The sequence below is a fragment of the Telluria sp. LT2P80 genome (assembly GCF_059685955.1).
This window is the reverse complement of the sequence record NZ_JCASIO010000003.1, coordinates 469,855-493,373: the sequence shown is the minus strand read 5'-3', so window position 1 is coordinate 493,373 and position 23,519 is coordinate 469,855. Positions and strand designations below refer to the sequence as shown.

The following is a 23,519-nucleotide window of genomic DNA, read 5'->3' as shown; positions in this document are numbered from 1 at the left end:
TTTTTACTCCTGTGGTGTCGGGCTGGTGTCGATCGCAATCGATTCCAGCGTTTGCGTGCGCGAGGCGCCCAGCGCGTCGGTCACGCGCAGCTGCACCGGCAGCCAGGCGTGCTGCGGCGCCAGCCACAGTTCCAGCACGGGCGCGCCCGGCTCGCCCAGGCGCACCAGCCGCACGGTCTCGAGCGGCCCGGCGGCCGTGTCGATCCGGTCCGGCCCCATCACCTGATAACGCTCGATGCCGGCGCCGCTCGCGCCGCCGACCCAGAATTCCAGCACGTCCTTGATCTGGCCGGCGTCACCCACGCCCATGCCCGCCAGTTGCAGCAAGACCGACGCCGTGTCCTGGCTTCCTGGCACGAGCGGGAAGGGCTGCCCCTGCGGCCCGGCGCCGATGGTGCCGCTGCCGCGATCGAACACGGTGGTCAAGGCGCCAGTGCCCATCCCGGTCAAAGCCCGTTGCGGCGCGATGCCGGCATCGTCGACCTGGCCTTCGCTGGAGATCGTGCCCAGCACACCATCGAGTTCGACCCCATAGCGCGTGCCATCGCTGCGCCAGACCATGCGGGCCGAGCCGGCGTCCTGCGACGGCGCGTCCAGGCTGCTGCGGGTGACGACGGTGTAGTCGATGCGGCCGGACGGCGGTGGCTTGACGCGGTAGGTGCCCGGCATCTGGATCGGGGCAGTACTGCCGCCGCTGGCGGCGGGGAGCGCGCTTTCGCCAGCGGCGGAGGGCGGCGCGGCGGACGGCATCGCAACAGGGCCGCCATCGGCCATGGCGATGGGAGCGGGCGCCACGGGGGGGGCTGGTGCGGGAGGTTCCGGAGGTGCAGGTACGGCAGGTGCGTCGACCGCCCTGGATGGTGCATCCACGATGCCCCGTTCGGACGAGGCCAGCCGCACCGTGAACGCCGGCATGCCAATGATGGCGGGGCGCTGCGTCAGGCGCGCGTCGATCCAGGCGATCACCAGTGCATGGAGCAGAAGCGACAGCACGCAGACCAGGAGCAGGCGCCGGTTTCGGTGCAGTGGAGCAAGAAAGATCATGCCGCTAGTGTAGCGCGCGCCTTGCGCCATCACAAAGGCTGGCTTGTTCTGCGGCGTACATTCAAGAGTGCACTCAAGAAATATTGCATTCTAAAGGGGATACCATCATGACGATACCGCCGCGCCGCCCGTTCGTTCCACCTGCCATGACGGCGGCCTGACATGCTGGCCCGTCTTCGCATCGGCCCCAAGCTCCTGCTGGCCCCAGGCGCCGTGCTCGTGCTGCTGCTGGTGCTGTCCTGCGCAGCCTATGTCGCGCTGGCGCGCCAGAATGCATCGCTCGAATCGATCGTCGGCCAGCGCGCTGCCAGCCTGCACGCTGCCGCCAGCCTGGGCACGCAATCGCACAAGGCGCATGCCGACATCTACCGTTACCTGAGCTGGATGGGCGGCAGCTTTCCGCCGGCCCGCACCGAGCCGCTGCGGCGCGACATCCTGGCGCAGCACGGACGCATCGCGGTTGGCCTCACGACTCTGTCGGCCGGCCCGCTGACTGGCGCCGAGTTGCGCCACGTCGAGCAGGCCGCGCAGGCGCAGCGGCGCTATGCGCGCGCGGTGCGCGACGTCATCGAGCTCGCGCCACTGGACGGCTCGATCAGCGCCAACGCGATGCAGAAGGCCGAAGCCGCCTACGCCCTGGTGGACCAGCGCCTGGCGGGCCTGAGCGCACTGGAAGACACGCTGGCGCGCCAGGCTGCCGCAGGTGCCAAGGCCGACTTTCGCATGGTCTCGCTGCTGATGCCGGCCGTACTGGTGCTGGCGATCGGGCTGTCGCTGGCCATCACGTTCGCCGTGCGCCGGATCCTGCTCGGTGAGATCCGTGGCATCGGCATGGCCGCCAGCAGCCTGGCCAGCGGCAACTTCACGGTACAGGAGCGTGACTACGGCAGCGACGAAATCGCCGACACGTCGCGCCTGCTCGATGCGAGCATCCGCAATCTGAATGGCATGTTGTGCACGGTGGTCGAGGCGGCGCGCACGATCGGTGCAGCGTCGCGCGACATCAAGCTCGGGAGCCTGAGCCTGGGCAGCCGCGCCGTGTACCGCGCCGAGGCGCTGGCGGAAACCGAGGATACGCTGCAGGCGCTGGCGGCAAACGTACGCGACTACGTCGACGATGCCCGGGCCGCCAACCGCCTCGCCGCTGGCGCCGGTGACGTGGCGCAGGACGGTGGCGGTGTGGTCGAGCGGCTCGTCAACACGCTCGACGCGAGCCGGCGCAGCGCGCAGCAGGTGATGGCGATCGTCGATGCGCTGGAGGTGGCGGCTGGCGAAACGGGTACGCGGGTGTTGAATGCGGCGCTGGACGCCTCGCGTGCGCCAATGAACGCCACGGATCTGGCGGCCGTGGCGACCGAGGTGCGCTCGCTGGCAAGGCGGGTGGCCGCGGCCAGCCAGGAAATCCGCGCCGTGATCGCACAGTCGGTGGCGCAGATCGACGGCGGCACGGCGTGGGCGCTGCACGCCGGCAGCAATATGCAGCGCATCGCCAGTTCGGTGCGCGATGTCGAACATCTCGTCGGGCGGATTGGGTCGACCGGCGATGGCCAGACGAAGCAGCTGCAGGGCGTCAGTCAGGCGATCGTGCAGATGGACCAGGTCACGCGCCAGAACTGCACGCTGGTCGAGGAAGCCGCCAGCGCCGCCTGCATGCTGCAGATGCAGGCGATTGCGCTGGCGCGCACCGTGGCCGGGTTCCGGCTCGAAGAGGGAGAGGGCAGCCACGGGGCGCCAGCGGCGACCTTGGCGGCACCGCCAGGGCCCAACGAGAACAGCGGCGTCCCCGGCGAACCCACGCGCGAACGGCGTGGGTCAAACCGGGAACGCCGCCGTCACTCGGCATCGCATTTGCGGCTCGCATCGAGCCGCAAATGATGCCGCTGCCAGGGCAGGTCAGCGATTATTCGTAATCGCTGATCGGCGCGCAGCCGCAGAACAGGTTGCGGTCACCGTACACGTTGTCGGCGCGGCCGACCGGTGGCCAGTACTTCTTCTTGCGCAGGCTCGCGACCGGGAACGCCGCCACTTCACGCGTGTAGCCGTGGGCCCAGTCGTCGCTCGTGACCACTTCGGCCGTGTGCGGTGCACCCTTGAGCGGATTGTCCATGCGGTCGTACTCGCCGCGCTCGACCTTGACGATTTCGGCGTGGATCGTGATCATCGCCTCGATGAAGCGGTCGATCTCGGCTTTCGATTCCGATTCGGTCGGCTCGATCATCAGGGTGCCCGGGACCGGGAAGCTCATGGTCGGCGCATGGAAACCGAAGTCCATCAGGCGCTTGGCCACGTCTTCGTTCGAGATGCCGGTCTTGTCCTGCAGCGGACGCAGGTCGATGATGCACTCGTGCGCCACCAGGCCGTCGTGGCCCGCGTACAGTACCGGGTAGTGCGGCGCCAGGCGACGTGCGATGTAGTTGGCGTTCAGGATCGCCACTTCGGTCGCTGCCGTCAGGCCATCCGCGCCCATCATCGCGATGTACATCCACGAAATCGGCAGGATCGAGGCCGAGCCGAAGGCCGCGGCGCTGACCGCGCCGATACCCTGTTCGTCGCGGACGTAGCCGGTCGAGAGCTGGTTTGGCAGGAACTTCGCCAAGTGCGCGCCGACGCCGATCGGGCCGACGCCCGGGCCGCCACCGCCGTGCGGGATGCAGAAGGTCTTGTGCAGGTTCAGGTGGCTGACGTCGCCGCCGAATGCGCCCGGCGAGGCCAAGCCCACCAGTGCGTTCATGTTGGCGCCGTCGACATACACCTGGCCGCCGTGCTGGTGCACGATCTCGCACAGTTCCTTGATGCCTTCTTCGAACACGCCGTGGGTCGACGGGTAGGTGACCATCACGCAGGCCAGATTTGCGCTGTGCTGCTCGGCCTTGGCCTTCAGATCGGCCAGGTCGACGTTGCCGTTTTCATCGCAGGCAGTGACGACGACCTTCATGCCGACCATGCTGGCCGACGCCGGGTTGGTGCCGTGGGCCGACGACGGGATCAGGCAGATGTTGCGGTGGCCTTCGCCGCGCGCCTGGTGGTACTTCTGGATCACCAGCAAACCGGCGTACTCGCCCTGCGAGCCGGCGTTCGGCTGCAGCGAGATCGCGGCGTAACCGGTGGCGGCGCACAGCATCGCTTCGAGCTGCGTGATCATTTCACGGTAGCCGACGGTCTGGTCGTTCGGTGCCAGCGGGTGGATGTTCGAGAACTCGGGCCAGGTGACCGGCACCATCTCGGACGTCGCATTCAGCTTCATCGTGCACGAACCGAGCGGGATCATCGTGCGGTCCAGCGCCAGGTCCTTGTCGGCCAGTGCGCGCAGGTAGCGCAGCATTTCGTGCTCGGCGTGGTAGCGGTTGAAGGTCGGGTGGGTCAGGTAAGCGCTGGTGCGGGCCAGGGCCGTCGGCAGCGCGTCGCTGGCGTCGGCGTCCAGTGCATCGAGGTCGACAGACTTGCCGTCGCCGAAGATCGCCATCAGCGTGGCCAGGTCGTCGCGGGTAACGGTTTCGTCCAGCGCGATACCCACTTGCGTGGCGTCGATCTGGCGCAGGTTGATGCCGTGCTCAGTGGCTGCGGCGTGGATCGCGCCGGCGTCCTTGACGCGTACGGTCAGCGTGTCGAAGTAGGTCTGGTTGACCAGCTCGAAGCCCAGTTGCTGCAGGCCGGCGGCCAGGATCGCGGTCTGGCGGTGCACGCGGCGGGCAATGCGCGCCAGACCCTGCGGGCCGTGGTAGACCGTGTACATGCCGGCCATCACGGCCAGCAGCACTTGCGCGGTGCAGATGTTCGACGTCGCTTTTTCGCGGCGGATGTGCTGTTCGCGCGTCTGCAGCGCCAGGCGGTAGGCCTGGTTGCCTTGCGCATCGATCGTCACGCCGACCAGACGGCCGGACATGCTGCGCTTGAATTCGTCGCGGGTGGCCAGATAGCCGGCGTGCGGGCCGCCGAAACCGAGCGGTACACCGAAGCGCTGGCTATTGCCGACGACGACGTCGGCGCCCCATTCGCCCGGCGGCGTGAGCAGGGTCAGTGCCAGCAGGTCGGCAGCCACGATCACCATGCTGCCGGCGGCGTGCAGTTTCTCGACGGCGGCGCGGTAGTCGCGCACTTCGCCATTCACGCCCGGGTATTGCAGCAGCACGCCGAAGCAGGTTTCGTCGAGCGACTCGACGTCGGCCGCAGCGATGGTGCGCACTTCAACGCCGATCGGCAGCGCGCGCGTTTCGATGATTTCGCGGGTCTGCGGCAGCACGTCGTCGGCGACGTAGAACACTTTCGATGCCGATTTGCCGACGCGCTGGATCAGCGTCATGGCTTCGGCGGCGGCGGTGCCTTCGTCCAGCATCGACGAGTTGGCGATGCCCATGCCGGTCAGGTCGGTCACGGCCTGCTGGAAGTTCAGGATCGCTTCCAAGCGGCCCTGCGAAATCTCTGGCTGGTAGGGCGTGTAGGCGGTGTACCAGGCCGGGTTTTCGAAGATGTTGCGCAGGATGACCTTCGGCGTGAAGGTGCCATAGTAGCCCTGGCCGATCAGCGACTTGAGCACCTTGTTCTTCGAGGCCAGACCCTTGAGGGTGGCCAGTGCTTCTTCTTCGGTGCGTGGCTCGGCGAACTGGCCCAGGTCGATCTTGTCCTTGCGGCGGATATTGGCTGGCACGACGGCGTCGATCAGCGCGGCGCGGGTCTCGTAGCCGAGGGCCGACAGCATCGCTGCCTGGTCGGCGTCGGACGGGCCGATGTGGCGCGGGATGAATGAATCACGTGCTTCGAGTTGGGTGAGGCTTGGTCGGGTCATGTTGGGGGACACAGTCTGCGGCGACGTTGAAGGAGAATGGCGGGTGGTGCAGGGCGGTGCGCCGCGGCGGGGCCGGCGGCGCACCTGGAGGCGGATCAGTGGTCGGTGGTCTTGCCGTAGGCGTCAGCGTCGAGCAGATTGTCGTACGAGCCGGCGTCGCTTGGCGCGAGCTTGAACAGCCAGCTGCCGTAGGCATCCTGGTTGATCGAGTCCGGCGCGTCGGCCACTGGCTGGTTCACGGCGGTGACGGTGCCGTCGACTGGCGAATAGATGTCGCTGGCGGCTTTCACCGATTCCACGACGGCCGCGTCGCTGCCGGCGGTGAAGGCCTTGCCGACCTGCGGCAGTTCGACGAACACGATGTCGCCCAGCGCGTCCTGCGCGTACTCGGTGATGCCGACGGTCAGGGTGCCGTCTTCTTCGCGGCGAACCCACTCATGGGATTCGGTGTATTTCAGGTCGGTAGGGATGTTCATGGGGACTCCGGGTAGTTGGGTGGATAGCAGTATAGGTGTTCTGGATGCAGGGCAGCGCTCAGGCGGCCAGCACTTTACCGTTGCGCACGAACGGCAGCTTGACGACGCTGGCGGCCAGGCGCTTGTCGCGGATGATCACGTGGACGGTGTCGCCGATGGCCACGTCCATCGGCACGCGTGCCAGGGCGATCGCCTGCTGCATGCTCGGGCTGAAGGTGCCGCTGGTGATTTCGCCTTCCAGGCCGGAGGCCGCGACCACTTTCTGATGCGCGCGCAGGATGCCGCCTTTTTCGCGCAGGATCAGGCCGACGAACTGCGCGCCCTGGCCCTTGGCCTGCAGGGCGGCCTTGCCGATGAAATCGCGCTCGGAGACCAGGTCGATCGTCCAGGGCAGGCCGGCGTCGAGCGGGTTGACGGAATCGTCCATGTCCTGGCCGTACAGGTTCATGCCCGCTTCCAGGCGCAGCGTATCGCGCGCACCGAGACCGGCCGGCTTGATGCCGACGGCAACAAAGGCATTCCACAGCGCTTCGGCTTGCGAGGCCGGCACGCCGATCTCGAAACCGTCTTCGCCGGTGTAGCCGGTGCGGGCGATCATCGCTTCGCCAAACGCCGTATCGGGAACGATGACGGCGTTGAACGGCTTGAGGTTTTCCGATGGTGCCTGGGTGGTCGGCAGCACCTGCCACACCTTGGCGCGCGCGTTCGGGCCCTGGACGGCGATCAGCGCGATCGGATCGTTGCCGTCGCGGCGCGCGGTGATCGTCACGCCACTGTTGGTGGCGGTGTTCTGCTGGTTCATCCAGGCGACGTCTTTTTCGGCGGTGCCGGCGTTGACGACGATGCGGAACCATTCTTCGGACAGGAAATAGACGATCAGGTCGTCGATGACGCCGCCTTCGGGATTGAGCATGCACGAGTACAGGGCCTTGCCCGGCACCTGCAGCTTGTCGACGTTGTTGGCCAGGAGACCACGCAGGAACGTGCGCACGTTGGCGCCCTTGACGTCGACGACGCACATATGGGACACGTCGAACATGCCGGCGTCGCTGCGCACCGCGTTGTGCTCTTCGATTTGCGAACCGTAGTTGACGGGCATGTCCCAGCCACCGAAATCGACCATCTTGGCGTTGGCGGCGCGGTGAGCGGAATTGAGCGGGGTCGCTTTGAGCGTCATGGAATCCTCAGGCAGAAATAGGGGTACAGCACGGTCGTCGTGCGCTGTCGACCCCTCTGTCCTTGGTACCTGAGAGATAGCGGCTGTGCGCCGCTTGCCCCTTCGGTGGACCGCTACCGCGGCCGCTCTCCAGAGTTGAACCGCCGCGCGTCGCGCCGCCGTCCCTTGACCGGTCCTTTTGCCTGAGAGTTTATGGGTGAGTGCCCCTTCGGCGGCAGCATGCTGCGCTCTCCCGATCAAGACTGCGGAGGATATTCCACCCTTTGCCGACTGTCAACCGCACACCCCCAAACTCATAATTAGGGTCAGAGTCGAATTGTTTGACAACTTTTGACAATTGCCCAATAAGTCGACTCTGACCCTCATTATTTTTGACCTTTGCGGCAATAAAAACGATGCACTTAGAAAACTAGATGACGAACAGAATCAAACCCGGATTTTGGTAGCGCTAAATTAGCAAATAATAATGAGGGTCAGAGTCGAATTGTTTGACAACTTTGGGGAATTGCCCATTAAATCTACTCTGACCCTCATTGTGATTTGACGTGGAAGTGCTCTTAAACATTGCTTTGCACTATTGGTGGTCGGTTGTGGAGGGCGTGTGAGGGGATTTGCTACACTTGGTTCACTTACTTTGTAGGCGGAACAGACTATGAATCAAGCCAAAGTGCCGCAGGAGAAAGAGGGGTGGTTTACGCTGTCTGGCGATGTCAACAGTGATATGGTGCACCGGATGTTCGAGGCCGTGGCTCATATGACGGAAGATGGCATCGATACTGCCCACGTACTGCTGCAATCCAACGGTGGTTATGTCAGCGATGGGCTGTGCCTGTATAACTTCATGGCCAATTCGCCCATTAAATTTGTCATGTACAACGCCGGGGCGGTGGCGTCGATTGCCGTCGTCGTGTATCTGGCCGGGTCGCGCCGCTACGCCAGCGAGACGGCGCGGTTCATGATTCACAAGTCGCATGCGACGGCGTCGCCCGGTTCACGACCGGACGCGCTCAATATCATCGTCGAGGGCCTGCGCGCCGACGATGCGCGCACCGAGGCAATCCTGCGCAAGGAGATCGAGCTCACGCCCGAGCAATGGAGCGTGCACCAGTACGGCGACCTGCACATGACGGCGCGCGATGCCAAGCTGGCCAGGATGATTCATGACGTGAAAGACTTTGCGCCGCCCAAGGGCGCCATCTTGCGCAATATCTGACTGTCGTCCGGCCCTGCTGGCGCGCAGTCTGCCTCAGCGCCTGGTGTCGTTCTCGTCGCTCTAGTCGCTCTGGCGCCCTGCGTTTGCGTGCTGCCCGGGAATGCCGCCCTGGACGTCAGCAGCGGAGAGCGAGCCAGGTTCATGCGATTCGTTCACACGGGTATCCGGTTGCTGTACCGGCGTGGGCTGACACGCCGAGTTCACCGATGCATCGGTCGCCAAATCCGGTCGCTGGTTCGACAAGGCACCGGACTGCCCGGCTGGATTGTTCTCGCGATGCTGGCGTTCGGCGTCGATATGCGGTGCCTGCGCGCTGCCCTGATTGCCTGTGCCTGCATCAGCGTTGTTTTTCTCGACCATGATGATTCCTTTCAATAGTGTCGACAGATCGTACTCCTGCCGCCGATATGGCGTTGTTCGTTTCCGCGAACTGCTACCCGGCTAAGCCCGGCGCCGCAGGCATTAGACAGCGGCCTCAGCCTCTGTAGACAGGCGCCTGCCTGGGAAGCTACTATCGACGTTGGCAAGCGCCGTACTGGCGCCCGCCTGCGCAGTGCCGCTCTGCCTCTGGCCCGCTGTGTTTGCTCATTGCTGACTGGCAAGAGTGTGGCAAAATAGAGGCTCGCCTTACTTCGCCGAATCGTCATGGCCACCCCATCCGCCCAGACCAACGCCGCGCGCAATGCCGCCGCCCAGCAGGCAACGCTTGCCGAGCTGGTCGCCATCGCCTGCCGCCAGGCCGGGACGGATCTGGGCGACGTGGTCCGGCGCATCGTGTCGGTTTTGCTCGACCTTACCGCAGCTGGTCCTGATCCGCGCGCCGTGATGCGTCGGGTCAAATCCGGCAACCTCCTCAAAAATAACGATTACGCCTTCGTCCACCTCGCTTCCAGCGCGCTCGAAGCCGCGCTGGAAGCCGAGATCGCGTTGCTGGCGCCGGGCGCCACGGCCGCGCAGGCCGCCCCCGTGGCGCTGAGCCTCGTGCCGCTCGAGCAGATCGACCAGCAGATGGCGCTGGACGCCGTCAGCCGCCCGTTCGACCTGCAGTACTCAGAGCAGCTGGCGACCCTCGGCGTGCGCCTTGGATTGCTGCTCGGGCGCGACCTCGTGCGCGCCGCCCATAACCCGTTTCGGCCTGCCGTGTTCCTGGGCGCGCTGCACGCGGCGTGGTGCGAGTTCGAGCCCGACCCGGAGGCGCACGGCCTGCTCGCGCCACTGCTGCGCCCGGGCCTGATGATCGATCTCGGCCCGCTCTACGAAGCGTTGACCGAAGCGCTCAAGGCCGCGCGCAAGGGCAGGGGCGATGACACACGTTTTGCCAAGACCGATGACCGGGCCGCGCGCCGCGCCGAACGTGCACGGCGCGAAGCGTCGTTGTCGGACCAGCTGCGCCAGCTGTTCGACCCGGCGCTGGCCGTGCCGGAGATTCCGAATCTGCCGCAGGGCAGCGGTGGCTGGCGGCCAAGCACCGCGTCGGGCTTTGCCGTCGCGCCGCCGGAACGGGGGGCGGATGCGGCACCGGCAGCGAGTATGCCGGTCAGCACGGAGGCTGGCGTCCAGGCCGGCGCGCAAGCCGGCGCCCAAGCTGCCTTCCACCCAGGCGCATCAGGCCACGCCATGTCGACGCCCGCCCACGGATTCACCTATGGCGCTGCCAGCGGATCACCCGTGCCCGGCGCGCTGCCACTGATCGACCTGCTCGGCCGCCTCGGCACCGGCGCCGCCATCCCCGGCATGCCGGATCTGCCCCAGTTTGCCGGCAACGCCGGTGCCCCAGGGACCACCAGCACGGGGCACAGCACTCACAGCAGCGTCCCGCACGGCGCCTTCTACCTCCCGCGCCTGCGCGCCAGCCTGCCGCCGGGCGCACTCTCGCGCGGCGACGCCACCACGCTCGATCTGCTGTCGCGCGTGTTCGAAGGCGTGCTGCAGGACGACGGCGTCGCGCCCGAGACGCGCGAGCTGCTGGCATTCCTGCAGGTGCCCGTACTCAAGGCGGCCCTGCGCGACCGCAGCTTCTTCTACGAGGAAGCGCATCCCGCCCGGCGCCTGCTCGACCTGCTCTCGCAGACGGGCTGGGAGCAGCCGGCCGACCAGGACGATCCCGTCTACCACGCCATGCGCCGCAGCGTCGAGCGGGTGCGCGATGCCGAGCAGCCCGAATTCGAGGCCGCCGTTGCCGAACTCGAAGCCGGCCTGGCCGCACGCGAGGCCGCCGAACAGGCGGCCATTGCCGGGCCGATCGCCAACGCCACGCGCCAGGAAAAGCGGCTCGCCGCCGAGCGCTCGGCCCAGCGCGCTGTGGCCTTGCGCCTGACCGGCGAGCAGCTCGTGCCAGCGGTGGCGGGCTTTCTCGAACAGCGCTGGAGCGCCGCGCTGGCGCTGGCCTACACGATCGAAGACAGCCGCCCCGGTGCAATCGAGAATGCCACGCGCACGATGGAAGACCTGATCTGGAGCGTTAAACCCAAGGCGACGCAAGAGCAGCGCAAGACCCTGATCGCGCGCCTGCCCGCGCTGCTGGCAAGCCTGAACAAATGGCTCGACGCCACGCGCTGGCAGGACGCCGAGCGGCTCCAGTTCTTCGCCGAGCTGGCCGAATGCCACGCGTCGATCGTTCGGGCACCGATCGAGCTGGCGCCCGAACGCCAGCTCGAACTGGCGGTGGAAGCAGCGCAGCAGGATGCGCTGCGCCGGGTGGCGCAGGAGCAGGCGCAGGCCGAGGATGAAGCACACGCCAGTCAGGGTCCGGAAGCGGACACCCTGGCCGGCCTGGAGCGCGGCATGCGTCTCGAACTGGCCGAAGGGGATCGCATCCGCAAGGTGCGCCTGGCCTGGGTCAGTCCGCTGCGCACGCTGTACATCTTCTCCGGCGCCGCGCGCCAGGAAGCGTTCTCGCTGCCGGCCGGGCGCCTGGCCGATCTGCTGCGCGCCGGCGCGATCCGGGTCGTGCTGGCCGAAGGGGTCGTCGGCCGTATCCTCGGCGCTGCCGTTGGCAGCGAGGCGGTCAACGATGCAGGCCCGCCAGCCGGCCATCACGCCGCCGAGTAAGCGCTTGTTTGTCGGCCTCCCGGCCATGGCCTTCGCCATCCCGGCGATGGTATGATGATCGCTTCTTCGCTACCTTCTTCTCCCACGCAACGTGCGCCTCTCTTCCATCAAATTGTCGGGATTCAAATCGTTCGTCGATCCCACCAATTTTCAGGTGCCCGGCCAGCTGGTCGGCGTGGTCGGCCCCAATGGTTGCGGCAAGTCGAACATCATCGACGCCGTGCGCTGGGTGCTGGGCGAATCCAAGGCCTCCGAGCTGCGCGGGGAGTCGATGCAGGACGTGATCTTTAACGGCTCCACGCACCGCAAGCCCGCCGGGCGCTCGTCGGTCGAACTCGTGTTTGACAACAACGCCGGCAAGGCCGCCGGTCAGTGGGGGCAGTACGCCGAGATCGCTGTCAAGCGCACGCTCACGCGCGACGGCACCTCCACCTATTACATCAACGGCCAGCCGGTGCGCCGGCGCGACATCCAGGACATTTTCCTGGGCACGGGCCTGGGCCCGCGCGCCTACGCCATCATCGGCCAGGGCATGATTTCGCGGATCATCGAATCGCGCCCCGAAGAACTGCGCGTGTTCCTCGAAGAGGCAGCCGGCGTCTCCAAATACAAGGAACGCCGGCGCGAAACCGAAAACCGCCTGTCCGACACGCGCGAAAACCTGCTGCGGGTCGAAGACATCCTGCGCGAACTGAACGCCAATCTGGAAAAACTCGAAGCCCAGGCGGCCGTCGCGCGGCGCTTCCAGCAGATGCAGTCCGACCAGGAAGAAAAGCAGAAGCTCCTCTGGCTGCTGCGCAAGAACGACGCCAACGCCGAGCAGGTGCGGTTCTTCCGCGAGATCGAAGACGCGCAGACCGGGCTCGAAGCGCAGACCGCGCAACTGCGCGGCGTGGAGCTCGACCTCGAACACCTGCGCCAGGCGCACTTCGCGGCGGGCGACCGCCTGCATACGGCGCAGGGTGCGCTCTACAGCGTGAATGCGGAAATTGGCAGCCTCGAAGCGCAGATCAAGTTCGTCGTCGAATCGCGCACGCGCCTGCAAAACCAGATCGCTACGCTGAGCGCCCAGCGTGATGGCTGGGCAACCCAGGCTGAAGAACACCGCGAAGGCCAGGAAGAAGCCGAGATGCAGCTCGAGGAACTGGCCGCGCGCGCCGAAGGCGCCCAGATCGCGGTCGAAGTGCATGGCGAGCGCCTGCCCGAACTCGAAGCGGCCTGGCGCGCTGGCCAGGATGCGGCCAATGCGGCGCGCGCGCGCATCATGGCGGTCCAGCAGCGCATCGAGCTGGCGTCCGCCCACGGGCGCAATGCCGGCGGCATCCTGGCCAACCTGGTCGTGCGGCGCGAGCGCCTGCAGCAAGAGCGCAATACGCTGAACCTGCCCGACAGCGCCACGCTCGACAACCTGCGCTTCCAGCTCGAAGAACAGCAGCTGGCGCTCGAAGAACAGACGCAGGTGCTGGACGACGCCACCTCACGCCAGGACACCGTCGAAGCCGAGCGCCGCCAGGCCAACGGCGACGTCCAGCGCGAGAGCGCCGCCAACACGCAGCTCGAAGCGCGCCTGGCCGCGCTGCGCCAGATGCAGGACCGCGTGCAAACCAAAGGCAAGGTCCAGCCCTGGTTGCAGAAGCACGCGCTGGCCGACTTGCCGCGCCTGTGGCAGCAGCTCGATGTCGAGGCGGGCTGGGAAACCGCGCTCGAAGCCGTGCTGCGCGAACGCGCCGGCGCGCTCGACGTGTCTGACCTCGACGCCACCAAGGCCTTTTTCAATGATCCGCCACCGGCGCGCCTGGCGCTGTATGCGCCGCAACCGGGTGCTGCGCGCGATGCGGCACCGGCCGGCCTGACGCCGTTCGCGAGCCTCCTGCGCATCAACGACGCTGGCGTGCGCGGTGTGCTCGACGACTGGCTGCACGGCGTGTATATCGCGCAGGATGCATCGGAAGCGTTCGACGCGCGCGCCCGCCTGCCGCATGGCGCCAGCTTCGTCACGCGCCAGGGGCACGTGATCACGCGTGCGAGCGTGCGCTTCCATGCGCCCGACGCCGAGCAGGATGGCATGCTGGCGCGCCAGCACGAGATCGACAACACCGACAAGCAGGTGCGTGCGCAGGCGCTGCTGGCGAATGAGGCGCGCGAGCGCGCCGCCCGCGCCGACGCCGCCGTTCTCGATCTGGCGCGCCGTGTGCAGGATGCGCGCGCCCGCGTCGCGACCCTGCAGCGCGAAGTACACGCACTGCAGATCGAGGTGCTCAAGCAAAGCGAGATCGAAGCGCGCTTCAACCAGCGCAGCGGCCAGATTGCGGCCGACCTGACCGAGATCGCGGCGCAGGAGGCCGAACAGCGCCAGGCGCAGGTGGAAGCGGAGCAAACGTTCGAAGAACTCGAGATGCAACTGGCCGAACTGCAGGAAGCGAGCGAAGACGACCAGGCCGCGTTCCAGGACCAGGAGCAGGCGCTGGCCCGCGCGCGCGAACACCTGCGCGACCTGGAACGCGGCGCGCAGGAAGCGCAGTTCGCCGAGCGCGCACAGCGCAGCCGCATCGACGAACTGCGCCGCACGATCGCCACCGCCGCCACGCAGGCCGAGCAGGTTGGCACCAGTCTGGCGCAGGCGCGCCTGGAACTGGCAGCGCTCGAAAGCGGGAGCGCCCACGAAGGCCTGCAGGTGCTGCTCGACCAGCGCACGACGCAGGAGGCGGCATTGTCAGCGGCCCGCCATGAACTCGATCAGGTCGCGCAGCAACTGCGTACGGCCGAAGAGTCGCGCATGCAGACCGAGCGCAGCCTGCAGCCGCAGCGCGACCGCATCACCGAGCTGCAACTGAAGGAGCAGGCGGCGCGCCTGAACCAGGAGCAGTTCGCCGAAGCGCTGGCCGCCACCGGTGCCGACGAGGCCGAGTTGCAGGCCAAGCTCGCCCCGGATCTGAAGCCGCAATTCCTGCAGGGCGAAGTCACGCGCCTGACCAATGCCATTGCCGGCCTGGGCGCCGTCAACCTGGCGGCGGTGGACGAACTGGCGCAGGCCAGCGAGCGCAAGCACTTCCTCGATTCGCAGAATGCCGACCTGAGTGAAGCCATCGCCACGCTGGAAGACGCAATCGGGCGCATCGACCGCGAAACGCGCGACCTGCTGCAAGACACGTTCGACCGCGTGAACGGGCATTTCTCGGAGCTGTTCCCGATCCTGTTCGGTGGCGGCAATGCGCGCCTGGTGATGACGGGCGACGAGATCCTCGACGCGGGCGTGCAGGTGATGGCGCAACCGCCGGGCAAGAAGAACGCGACGATCCATCTGCTGTCGGGCGGCGAGAAAGCCCTGACCGCGACGGCGCTCGTGTTTTCGATGTTCCGCCTGAACCCGGCGCCATTCTGCCTGCTCGACGAAGTCGATGCGCCGCTGGACGACGCCAACACCGAGCGGTTCTGCCGCATGGTCAAGCGCATGTCGGAACACACCCAGTTCCTGTTCATCTCGCATAACAAGATCGCAATGGAGATGGCCAGCCAGTTGATCGGCGTGACGATGCAGGAGCAGGGCGTCTCGCGGATTGTCGCGGTCGACATGGAAGCGGCCGCGGATCTCGTCGCCGCGTGAGCGTGCGGACTTCGCGTGCGGCACTGCCCGTGTCAGAATGCTAATAAATGACATTCACGCGGGGGAGTTGGTATCATTGCATGCCTTCGCGTGGGGACTGCCCGCACACGTGGCATTTCGATTGAATCACCCAGTTCGCGGCAAGACCAGGACCGTGCGTCCGGCGCGACTTTCGCTATTGAGGCACAAGCAGCATGACTGATCTCCAAATGAGCCTGATCGCAGCCGGCGGCGTGTTCGTCGTCGGTGTCGTCACTTACAACAAATGGCAGGAGTACAAGGCCAGGAAAAGCGTCGAGCGCGCGTTCGCATCGGACCACGACGACGTGTTGATGCGCACCGGCGAAGGCGCGCCGGCGGCCGAACGCAGCGAGCCGATGTTCGATCTCGGCGTGCCGTCGGCGACACTGCCAGACACCCCGCCAGCGGCGCCTGTCCCCGGCGCCGCCGCGCCCGTGAAGGACACCGAATTCACCTACACGCGCGTGAACGAGCCGACGCTCGATGCAGATGCGTTCACGGTCGCCGACACCAAGCCCGAGCCGCAGCTCGATGCGCCGGTATTGGGCGATACGCCGGCGCCGGCGCCGGTTGCCGCGCCAGCAGCCGAAGAAACCCCTGTGCCTGTAACAAAGCCGGTACCTGCACCAGTCACGCCGGCGATGCCATCCGCGCCAGTTGTGCCGGCTGCACCAGCCGCACCAGCCGCACCAGCCGCACCAGCCGCACCCGTCGCGCCGCCGTCCTACCGCGCCGCCGGTTCCACCGCCGCGCAGGATGCCGTGGCCGCATCGCTTCCGGGCACCCGTCCTGGCATGCCACCCGCCGAACTGGCCGAATGCCTGGTCGATCCGCTGATCGACTGCATGATCCCGCTGGCGCTGGAAGCGCCGGTCCGCGGCGACAAGATCCTGCCGACGCTGCACGGCCTGCGCCGCGTGGGCAACAAGCCAATCCACTACATCGGCTTTGCCGTCAGCGGCGAGTGGGAACCGATCGTGCACGGCGGCGTGTACACCAAGCTGCAGGCGGGCGTCCAGATGGCCACGCGCACCACGGCGCTGAATGAGCTCGAATACTCCGAACTCGTCACGCGCCTGCGCGCAGTGGGTGACGACATCGGCGCCGAGCCGCACGTGCCCGACATGATCGAAGTGATGAGCGAAGCACGCACGCTGCACCGTTTCGTCGCCGGTCACGACGCGCAGCTGAGCGTCAACCTGGCCGCCAACGGCGCGCCATGGGCGATGTCCACGCTGATCGGCGCGCTCGAGAGCGCGGGCTTCGACGTCCGGCCGGACGGGCGCTTTGCGATGCCGGACCGCGACGGCCCGGGCAACAGCGTGCTGTTTACGCTTTCGACCAACGTCACGCTGGGCGCCGACACCACGTCGCGCCTGACGCTGCTGCTGGACGTCCCGTGCGTGGCCCCGGCGCGCGATCCCTTCGGCCGTATGGTCGATACCGCGCGCGCACTGACGCAGCGCCTGGACGCGACCATCGTCGACGATGGCAACCAGCCGCTCGAAGCCGAAGCGCTCGACGACATCAAGGGCCAGGTAGTCGAGTTCTACGCCGAAATGGACGCCGCCGACATCGCCGCCGGTTCGACCCGGGCACTGCGCCTGTTCTCCTGAGGACCGTGCCGTGACCGAGCAACTTGATGCCCCGGCCCGGATGGCCTGGCTGGTCGCGGAACTGAACCGCGCCAGCTACAACTACCACGTGCTCGACGCCCCGACGATTCCGGACGCCGAGTACGATCGCCTGTACCACGAGCTGGCCGCGCTCGAGACGCTGCACCCCGAAGCGATCGCGCCCGATTCGCCGACCCAGCGCGTGGGCGATGCGCCGATCGCCGAATTCGACCAGGTCACGCATGCAGTGCCGATGCTGTCGCTGAATAACGGCTTCGCCGACGAGGATGTCGACAACTTCGACCGCCGCGTGCGCGAAGGGCTCGAGACGCGCGAGGTCGCCTACAACGCCGAACTCAAATTCGACGGCCTGGCCATCAGCCTGCGCTACGAAAACGGCCGCTTCGTGCAGGCTGCCACGCGCGGCGACGGCTACACGGGCGAGGACGTCACTGCCAATATCCGCACCGTGCGCGTGATCCCGATGCGCCTGCATGGCGAGGCCGTGCCGGCCGTGCTCGAGGTGCGTGGTGAAGTGCTGATGTTCAAGCGCGACTTCGAGAGCCTGAACGAACGCCAGCGCGCCGCCGGCCACAAGGAATTCGCCAATCCGCGCAACGCTGCCGCCGGCAGCCTGCGCCAGTTAGATGCGCGCATCACCAGTGCGCGCCGGCTGCGCTTTTTCGCCTATGGCGTCGGCCAGCTTGAAGCTGCGCAGGATGCGCTGCCCGTATCGCATTCGGCCATGCTCGACTGGCTCGATGCGCTCGGTCTGCCGGTCGCCAAGGAACGCCAGGTGGTCACTGGCCGCGATGGCCTGCTCGGGTTCTACCGCGACATCGGCGAGCGCCGCGCGTCGCTCCCGTACGAGATCGACGGCGTCGTCTACAAAGTCGACCGGCTGGACGATCAGCGTACGCTGGGCTTTGTTTCGCGCGCGCCCCGTTTCGCGCTGGCGCATAAATTCCCGGCCGAAGAAGCCTTGACCACGGTCCAGGCGATCGAGGTCCAGGTCGGCCGCACCGGCGCCATCACGCCGGTCGCGCGCCTGTTGCCCGTATCGGTCGGTGGCGTGACCGTCACCAACGCCACGCTGCACAATGAAGACGAAGTGCGGCGCAAGGACGTGCGGGTGGGCGACACCGTCATCGTGCGCCGCGCCGGCGACGTGATTCCCGAGGTGCTGGGTGTGGTGCTCGAACGCCGCCCGACGCCGGAACCTCCGGTGTACACCTTGCCGGCAACCTGCCCGGTGTGTGGCTCGCACGTCGTGCGCGAAGAAGGCGAAATCGTCGCGCGCTGCTCCGGCGGCCTGACCTGCGCCGCGCAGCGCAAAGAGGCGATCCGCCACTTCGCCGGCCGCCGCATGATGGACATCGAAGGGCTGGGCGACCGCTACATCGACAGTCTGGTCGAGGCGGACCTGGTCACCGGCGTGGCCGACCTGTACAAGCTGACGCAGGACGACCTGCTCAAGATGAAGCGCCTGGCCGACGAGGCCGACGCTGCAACCCCGGAAACCGTCCGGCAGGGCAAGGTGCCGACCAAATGGGCCGACAATCTGCTGGCGGCGATTGCCGCCAGCAAGGCGCCGCCGCTCGAACGCTTGCTGTTCGCACTGGGCATCCGCCATGTTGGCGAGTCCACCGCCAAGACACTGGCCGAGTATCTCGGCAGCCTGGCGCTGGTGCGCCGCGCTCCGGCCGCGCTGCTGCGCGTGCTGCCGGATATCGGCGGCACGGTGGCGCAGTCGATCGCCGACTTCTTCGCCGAACAGAAAAACCAGATTGCGCTGGATGCCTTGCTGGCGGCCGGCGTGGCGCCCAAGGGTGAGCATCCACCCAAGGCCCAGCTGCGCGAGAAGCTCGACGAGATCAAGCTGCTGGCCGCGCTGGACATCCCGAAACTGACCGAGCCGCGCGCGCGCCAGATCATCGCCGCGGGCCAGACCCTGGACGCCATCGCCACACGTACCGACTTCGGGACCTTCGGCTTGCCGGCCACGGTGGCCAGCGCGCTCGAAGGCTGGCTGGCGGACGCGGCCAACCGCGATCTGGTGACGGCGCTGGCGGCCATGCGGCGCGAACTGCTCGATGCGGTGCCCGAAGCCGCGCCGGCGCCTGAAGGCCCGTTGACCGGCAAGACGTTCGTGTTGACCGGGACGCTGCCGACCATGAGCCGCGACGCGGCCGGCGCGCTGATCGAAGCGGCCGGCGGCAAGATCGCCGGCTCGGTATCGAAGAAGACCTCGTACGTGGTGGCCGGTGCGGAGGCGGGCAGCAAGTTGGCCAAGGCCGAAGAACTGGGCGTCGCGATCCTGGACGAAGCGGCGCTGCTCGCGCTGCTCGGCCAATCATCCCCAACCTGACTGAACCCGATGACCCTGATCCGCAAAGCCGTATTTCCTGTGGCCGGCCTTGGCAGCCGCTTCCTGCCCGCGACCAAGGCGCAGCCGAAGGAAATGCTGCCGATCGTCGACAAGCCGCTGATTCAGTACGCGGTCGAAGAGGCGGTCGCCGCCGGCATCACGGAGCTGATCTTCATCACGGGCCGCAACAAGCGCGCGATCGAAGACCATTTCGACACCGCCTACGAGCTCGAGGCCGAACTGGAAGCGGCTGGCAAGCAGGCGCTGCTCGAGACGGTGCGCAATGTCATTCCGAAGAACGTCAACTGCATCTACATCCGCCAGTCGTCACCTCTGGGACTCGGTCACGCCGTCCTGTGCGCGCGGCCGGTGGTGGGCAACGATCCATTTGCCGTCCTGCTGGCCGACGACTTCATGGACACGGCCGCCGGCCACAAGCCGGTGCTGGCGCAGATGACCGACCTCTACACGTATGAGCGCAGCAGCATCCTGGCCGTACAGGACGTGCCGCGCGAGCAGACGCGCCAGTACGGGATTGTCAGCGCTTCGCCATACCGTCCGAACCTCGAACTGGTGTCCGACATCATCGAGAAACCGCAGCCGGCCGATGCCCCGTCGACGCTGGCCGTCGTTGGCCGCTACGTGCTGTCGCCATCGATCTTCGGCTACCTCGAGACGATCGGCAAGGGCGCCGGCGGCGAAATCCAGCTGACCGACGGCATCGCCGCGCTGATGCAGGCCGAGCGCGTGCTGGCCTACCGCTACGCCGGCCAGCGCTACGACTGCGGCTCCAAACTCGGTTACCTGCAGGCGATGACGGCCATGGGCCTGAAACACCCCGAGACCGCCGAAGGCTTCCGCGCGTCGCTGACCGCGCTGCTGGCAGGAGAGGGGGCGCAATGACCGTACGAACCATCCTGCGCATGGGCGATCCGCGCCTGCTGCGCGTGGCCCCGCCGGTCACGCAATTCGACACGCCCGAGCTGCACGCCCTGGTGGCAGACATGTTCGAGACCATGCATGCGGCCAAAGGCGTGGGCCTGGCCGCGCCGCAGATCGGCATCGATCTGCAACTGGTGGTCTTCGGCTTCGCCAGCAACCAGCGCTATCCGGACGCGCCGCCGGTGCTGGAAACCGTGTTGATCAATCCCGTGCTCACGCCGATCGGCGAAGCGATGGAAGAAGGCGTCGAAGGCTGCCTGTCGATACCGGGCCTGCGCGGCAGCGTTCCGCGCTACGCGCGCCTGCATTACGAAGGCTTCGACCAGTTCGGCAAGCGCATCGCCGTTGACGCCGAAGGATTCCATGCGCGCGTGGTGCAGCACGAAGTCGATCATCTGCTGGGCATCCTGTACCCGTCGCGTATCCGCGACTTCAACCGCTTCGGTTTCACCGACGTGATGTTCCCTGACCTTGACCAGAAAGCCGACGCTTGATGCGCACCCTTTATCTGCTGGCGCTCCTGGGCGCGGCCCCGCTGGCGCACGGCGCCGACTTCTTCACGAAGATCGACCCGGCGCCAAAAAGCGAATTGTGGATCGACACGGGCTTTTACACGGCCCACTTCGACGGCGACAAGGACCTGAACAATAACAACAAGGGCCTGGCGCTCGAATACCGCTTCAGCGGCACGCTGGCCGCCACCGGCGGGCGCTTCTACAACAGCGACCGCGCCTGGTCGAACTACGCAGGCGTGATCTGGCAGCCATACGCAGTCGGACCGGTGCGGGTGGGCCTGGCGCTGGCGGCGTTCGACGGCTACCCGAAGACGCGCGACGGCGGCTGGTTCCCGGGCGTGATCCCGACGCTGACCTACGAGTACGAGCGCGTGGGCGTGAACGTCGGGATCATCCCGAACTACAAAGACCGCCTGTACGGCGGTATCTCGTTCCAGCTCAAGTTCAAACTGTTCCAACGATAAATGCAAAAAGCGGGGGTCAGGTCTGACATTCGGACACGATCTCAACAGTCAGGTAGCCGAAACTCGCTGGCCGGGGCGATGCTAATGCCATGCAAGACACTAATGGAAGTGGCTAAGGCTGAGGCTGTGTCCGAATGTCAGACCTGACCCCGGCTTTGCTAAGGCAAACGCTGAGGCCGTGTCCGAATGTCAGACCTGACCCCGGCTGTGCCGTTCACGCGTTCAGCGCCGGAGCGATCAGCTTTCCTTCGGATACGGACTCGGTCCGCCATCGGCGATGAATGCGTCGATCCGCTGCTGCAGCACTGGCAGAGGCACGGATCCCATGTGCAGCACGGTGTCGTGGAAGTTGCGGATATCGAACTTCGGCCCCAGCGCCTTTTCGGCCCGCGCGCGCGCTTCCTGAATCGCCATCTGGCCCAGGTAATACGACAGCGCCTGGCCCGGCCACGAGATGTAGCGATCCACTTCGGTTTCGACTTCGTGCTTCGACAGCGCTGTGTTCTCCATCAGGTAGGCCTGCGCCTGTTCGCGCGTCCAGCCCTTCGCATGCACGCCGGTATCGACCACGAGGCGTGACGCGCGCCAGGCCTGGTAGCTGAGCATCCCGAACACTTCATACGGCGTCTCATAGATGCCCATCTCGGCGCCCAGGCGCTCGGTGTACAGTGCCCAGCCTTCGCCATAGGCCGAGATGTACGCGCGGCGAAACGGTGGTACGCCTTTCTGCTCCTGCGCCAGCGGAATCTGGAAAGCATGGCCCGGCGCCGATTCGTGCAGCGTCAAGGCCGGCAGGCTGTAGAGCGGGCGCGCCGGCAGGTTATACGTGTTCACCCAATACATGCCTGGCCCGCCGCGGCCCGCCGTCCAGAATGGTGCCTGATCGTCCGGCACCGGCACGATCGCAAAGCGCCGGCGCGGCAGGTGGCCGAAGTACTGGTCGGCCTTGGCGTCGAAGCGCTTGGCGGTCCACGCCGCGCTCTTGAGCAGCTCTGCGGGCGTCTTGGCATAGAACTGCGGATCGGTGCGCAGGAATTGCAGGAAGGCCTGCAGGTCACCCTTGAACCCGACCTGCCGCATGATGTCATGCATCTCGGCGCGGATCTTTGCCATCTCGGCCAGGCCGATCGCATGGATCTGGTCGGCCGTCAGGTTGGTCGTCGTGAATTCGACGATCTTCGACTGGTAGTAATCCTTCCCGCCCGGCATGTCCTGGGCGGCCAGCGTGGTGCGGGCTTTTGGGACGTATTCGTCGCGGAAGAAGGCGAGGGTCTTGGCATGCGCCGGCTGTACCTTGCCGGCGATGATGGCGACGGCCTGGCGGCGCAGCGCTTCCTGCTCGGCCGCGGGCATGGTCGACGGCATCTCTTTGAACGGGCCGTAGAACACGGTGTCCTGCGGCGTCCTGGCCTCGGTCACCGACAGCAGTGTGCTTTCGCGGCCAGCCAGCGTGACCTTCGGCGGCGTGAAGCCGCGCGCGAGGCCCGCGCGCATATTGCCGATCTCTTCGTCGAAGTAGGCGGGGATGCCTTCAAGCTGGTCAAGATAGTTGCGGTAAGCCTGCGTGGTCTTGAGCGGGCGGCGCGCGCTGTAAGTAACGCCGGTCCAGAACGCGCTGTCGGCATTGACCGGCTGCTCGAACTCGCGGAATACCTGGGCGTCGTGCAGCGAGGCAATCTGCGCGCGATACACGGCGAAGTTGATGCGCTCTGCTGGCGACAGGCTGGCGGGCTTGATCGCATCGAGCTGTTTCAGGATGCCGGCCCAGTACACGCGGCGCGCTTCCTGCGCTGGCGCGTCGACCCGGGCGAAGCCGCGGCTCGCGTCCGGTGCATCCTCATCGCGTTCGAGCTTTTCGGCGACGCGCCACTTCCATTCCCGCGTATAGATGTCCTTGAAGCGCACATCGGCTGGCGTTGCCTGCGCAGCCTTGCCCGCTGCAGGCACCGCCGCTATCGCTGCTGCTGGCGCCATAGCCAATCCCATTACCACGAAGGCCGTCGAGATGACGGCGCTGAGCTTCTTCTTTTCCATTGAATCCCAATCCATGAATGTGCATGATGCTCGGGAGCATGTTCGCCCGGCGCATGCCATCTTAGCGGGGAATGCCGGGAATGCCTACTGCATGCAAGCCGCCTCGTCACCGCGTATTGACGGGCTGCGGGTCGGCTTCCACGCCATCTTTGTCCCCACCATCTACATGGGCTTTCAAAAGAAACGGTCGAAAGCCACGATATAATGTTGC

General features: G+C 66.5%; 16 protein-coding genes and 2 riboswitches. Of the genes, 10 read left to right on the top strand and 6 right to left on the bottom strand.

Translation table 11 applies throughout. From position 1 onward, the window contains the following. Nucleotides 1-3 precede the first annotated feature (3 nt). A complete protein-coding gene (locus tag AC56LW_RS11395) occupies nucleotides 4-1,044 on the bottom strand; it encodes a DUF3108 domain-containing protein (RefSeq protein ID WP_499634303.1) in 1,041 nt (346 codons plus the stop codon). 162 nt (nucleotides 1,045-1,206) lie between these two features. On the opposite strand from AC56LW_RS11395, the gene AC56LW_RS11390 reads away from it, so the two are divergent. After that, nucleotides 1,207-2,919 (top strand): methyl-accepting chemotaxis protein, encoded by a 1,713-nt coding sequence (locus AC56LW_RS11390; protein ID WP_499634301.1) that lies wholly within the window; start codon nucleotides 1,207-1,209, stop codon nucleotides 2,917-2,919. A gap of 25 nt (nucleotides 2,920-2,944) precedes the next feature. Here the strand turns inward: AC56LW_RS11390 and gcvP are convergent, their stop codons facing one another. The 3 genes from gcvP to gcvT form a co-directional block, all read right to left on the bottom strand. Continuing rightward, nucleotides 2,945-5,827 (bottom strand): aminomethyl-transferring glycine dehydrogenase, encoded by a 2,883-nt coding sequence (gene gcvP, locus AC56LW_RS11385; RefSeq protein ID WP_499634299.1) that lies wholly within the window; start codon nucleotides 5,825-5,827, stop codon nucleotides 2,945-2,947. Nucleotides 5,828-5,922: 95 nt separating this feature from the next. Beyond that, nucleotides 5,923-6,303 (bottom strand): glycine cleavage system protein GcvH, encoded by a 381-nt coding sequence (gene gcvH, locus AC56LW_RS11380; protein ID WP_499578883.1) that lies wholly within the window; start codon nucleotides 6,301-6,303, stop codon nucleotides 5,923-5,925. Between the two features lie 58 nt (nucleotides 6,304-6,361). Further along, nucleotides 6,362-7,480 (bottom strand): glycine cleavage system aminomethyltransferase GcvT, encoded by a 1,119-nt coding sequence (gene gcvT / locus AC56LW_RS11375; protein WP_499634297.1) that lies wholly within the window; start codon nucleotides 7,478-7,480, stop codon nucleotides 6,362-6,364. Between the two features lie 46 nt (nucleotides 7,481-7,526). Further along, a riboswitch (glycine riboswitch) is annotated at nucleotides 7,527-7,623 on the bottom strand. Nucleotides 7,624-7,640: 17 nt separating this feature from the next. Beyond that, nucleotides 7,641-7,725, bottom strand: a riboswitch (glycine riboswitch). A 407-nt stretch (nucleotides 7,726-8,132) separates the two neighbouring features. Between gcvT and AC56LW_RS11370 the strand changes: the two genes are divergently transcribed. Further along, a complete protein-coding gene (locus tag AC56LW_RS11370; RefSeq protein WP_499634295.1) occupies nucleotides 8,133-8,693 on the top strand; it encodes an ATP-dependent Clp protease proteolytic subunit in 561 nt (186 codons plus the stop codon). A 60-nt stretch (nucleotides 8,694-8,753) separates the two neighbouring features. On the opposite strand, the gene AC56LW_RS11365 is transcribed toward AC56LW_RS11370, so the two are convergent. Further along, a complete protein-coding gene (locus AC56LW_RS11365; RefSeq protein ID WP_499634293.1) occupies nucleotides 8,754-9,053 on the bottom strand; it encodes a hypothetical protein in 300 nt (99 codons plus the stop codon). A gap of 285 nt (nucleotides 9,054-9,338) precedes the next feature. On the opposite strand from AC56LW_RS11365, the gene AC56LW_RS11360 reads away from it, so the two are divergent. The 7 genes from AC56LW_RS11360 (at nucleotide 9,339) to AC56LW_RS11330 (ending at nucleotide 21,274) form a co-directional block, all read left to right on the top strand. Beyond that, nucleotides 9,339-11,744 carry a DUF1631 family protein gene (locus AC56LW_RS11360; protein ID WP_499634292.1) on the top strand — a complete coding sequence of 802 codons (2,406 nt, stop codon included), beginning with the start codon at nucleotides 9,339-9,341 and terminating at the stop codon, nucleotides 11,742-11,744. Nucleotides 11,745-11,835: 91 nt separating this feature from the next. Next, nucleotides 11,836-15,348 (top strand): chromosome segregation protein SMC, encoded by a 3,513-nt coding sequence (smc, locus tag AC56LW_RS11355; RefSeq protein ID WP_499634290.1) that lies wholly within the window; start codon nucleotides 11,836-11,838, stop codon nucleotides 15,346-15,348. Between the two features lie 194 nt (nucleotides 15,349-15,542). Next, a complete protein-coding gene (locus tag AC56LW_RS11350; RefSeq protein WP_499634288.1) occupies nucleotides 15,543-16,985 on the top strand; it encodes a cell division protein ZipA C-terminal FtsZ-binding domain-containing protein in 1,443 nt (480 codons plus the stop codon). A gap of 40 nt (nucleotides 16,986-17,025) precedes the next feature. Then, nucleotides 17,026-19,353, top strand: coding sequence for an NAD-dependent DNA ligase LigA (ligA, locus tag AC56LW_RS11345; RefSeq protein WP_499634449.1), 2,328 nt, complete (start codon nucleotides 17,026-17,028; stop codon nucleotides 19,351-19,353). Nucleotides 19,354-19,362: 9 nt separating this feature from the next. Next, nucleotides 19,363-20,256 carry a UTP--glucose-1-phosphate uridylyltransferase GalU gene (gene galU / locus AC56LW_RS11340; RefSeq protein ID WP_332533362.1) on the top strand — a complete coding sequence of 298 codons (894 nt, stop codon included), beginning with the start codon at nucleotides 19,363-19,365 and terminating at the stop codon, nucleotides 20,254-20,256. After that, nucleotides 20,253-20,789, top strand: a complete 537-nt coding sequence (gene def / locus AC56LW_RS11335; RefSeq protein WP_499634286.1) for a peptide deformylase — start codon at nucleotides 20,253-20,255, stop codon at nucleotides 20,787-20,789. Before galU ends, def begins: the two co-directional genes overlap by 4 nt. Continuing rightward, complete coding sequence (locus AC56LW_RS11330; protein ID WP_499502739.1) at nucleotides 20,789-21,274, top strand: hypothetical protein; 486 nt, start codon at nucleotides 20,789-20,791, stop codon at nucleotides 21,272-21,274. The genes def and AC56LW_RS11330 overlap by 1 nt, the downstream gene beginning before the upstream one ends. A gap of 237 nt (nucleotides 21,275-21,511) precedes the next feature. On the opposite strand, the gene AC56LW_RS11325 is transcribed toward AC56LW_RS11330, so the two are convergent. Then, nucleotides 21,512-23,308 carry a DUF885 domain-containing protein gene (locus AC56LW_RS11325; protein ID WP_499634284.1) on the bottom strand — a complete coding sequence of 599 codons (1,797 nt, stop codon included), beginning with the start codon at nucleotides 23,306-23,308 and terminating at the stop codon, nucleotides 21,512-21,514. On the opposite strand from AC56LW_RS11325, the gene AC56LW_RS11320 reads away from it, so the two are divergent. Then, complete coding sequence (locus AC56LW_RS11320; protein WP_499634282.1) at nucleotides 23,280-23,513, top strand: hypothetical protein; 234 nt, start codon at nucleotides 23,280-23,282, stop codon at nucleotides 23,511-23,513. The two genes, AC56LW_RS11325 and AC56LW_RS11320, sit on opposite strands and share 29 nt — an antisense overlap. The last annotated feature ends 6 nt before the right edge of the window (nucleotides 23,514-23,519 follow it).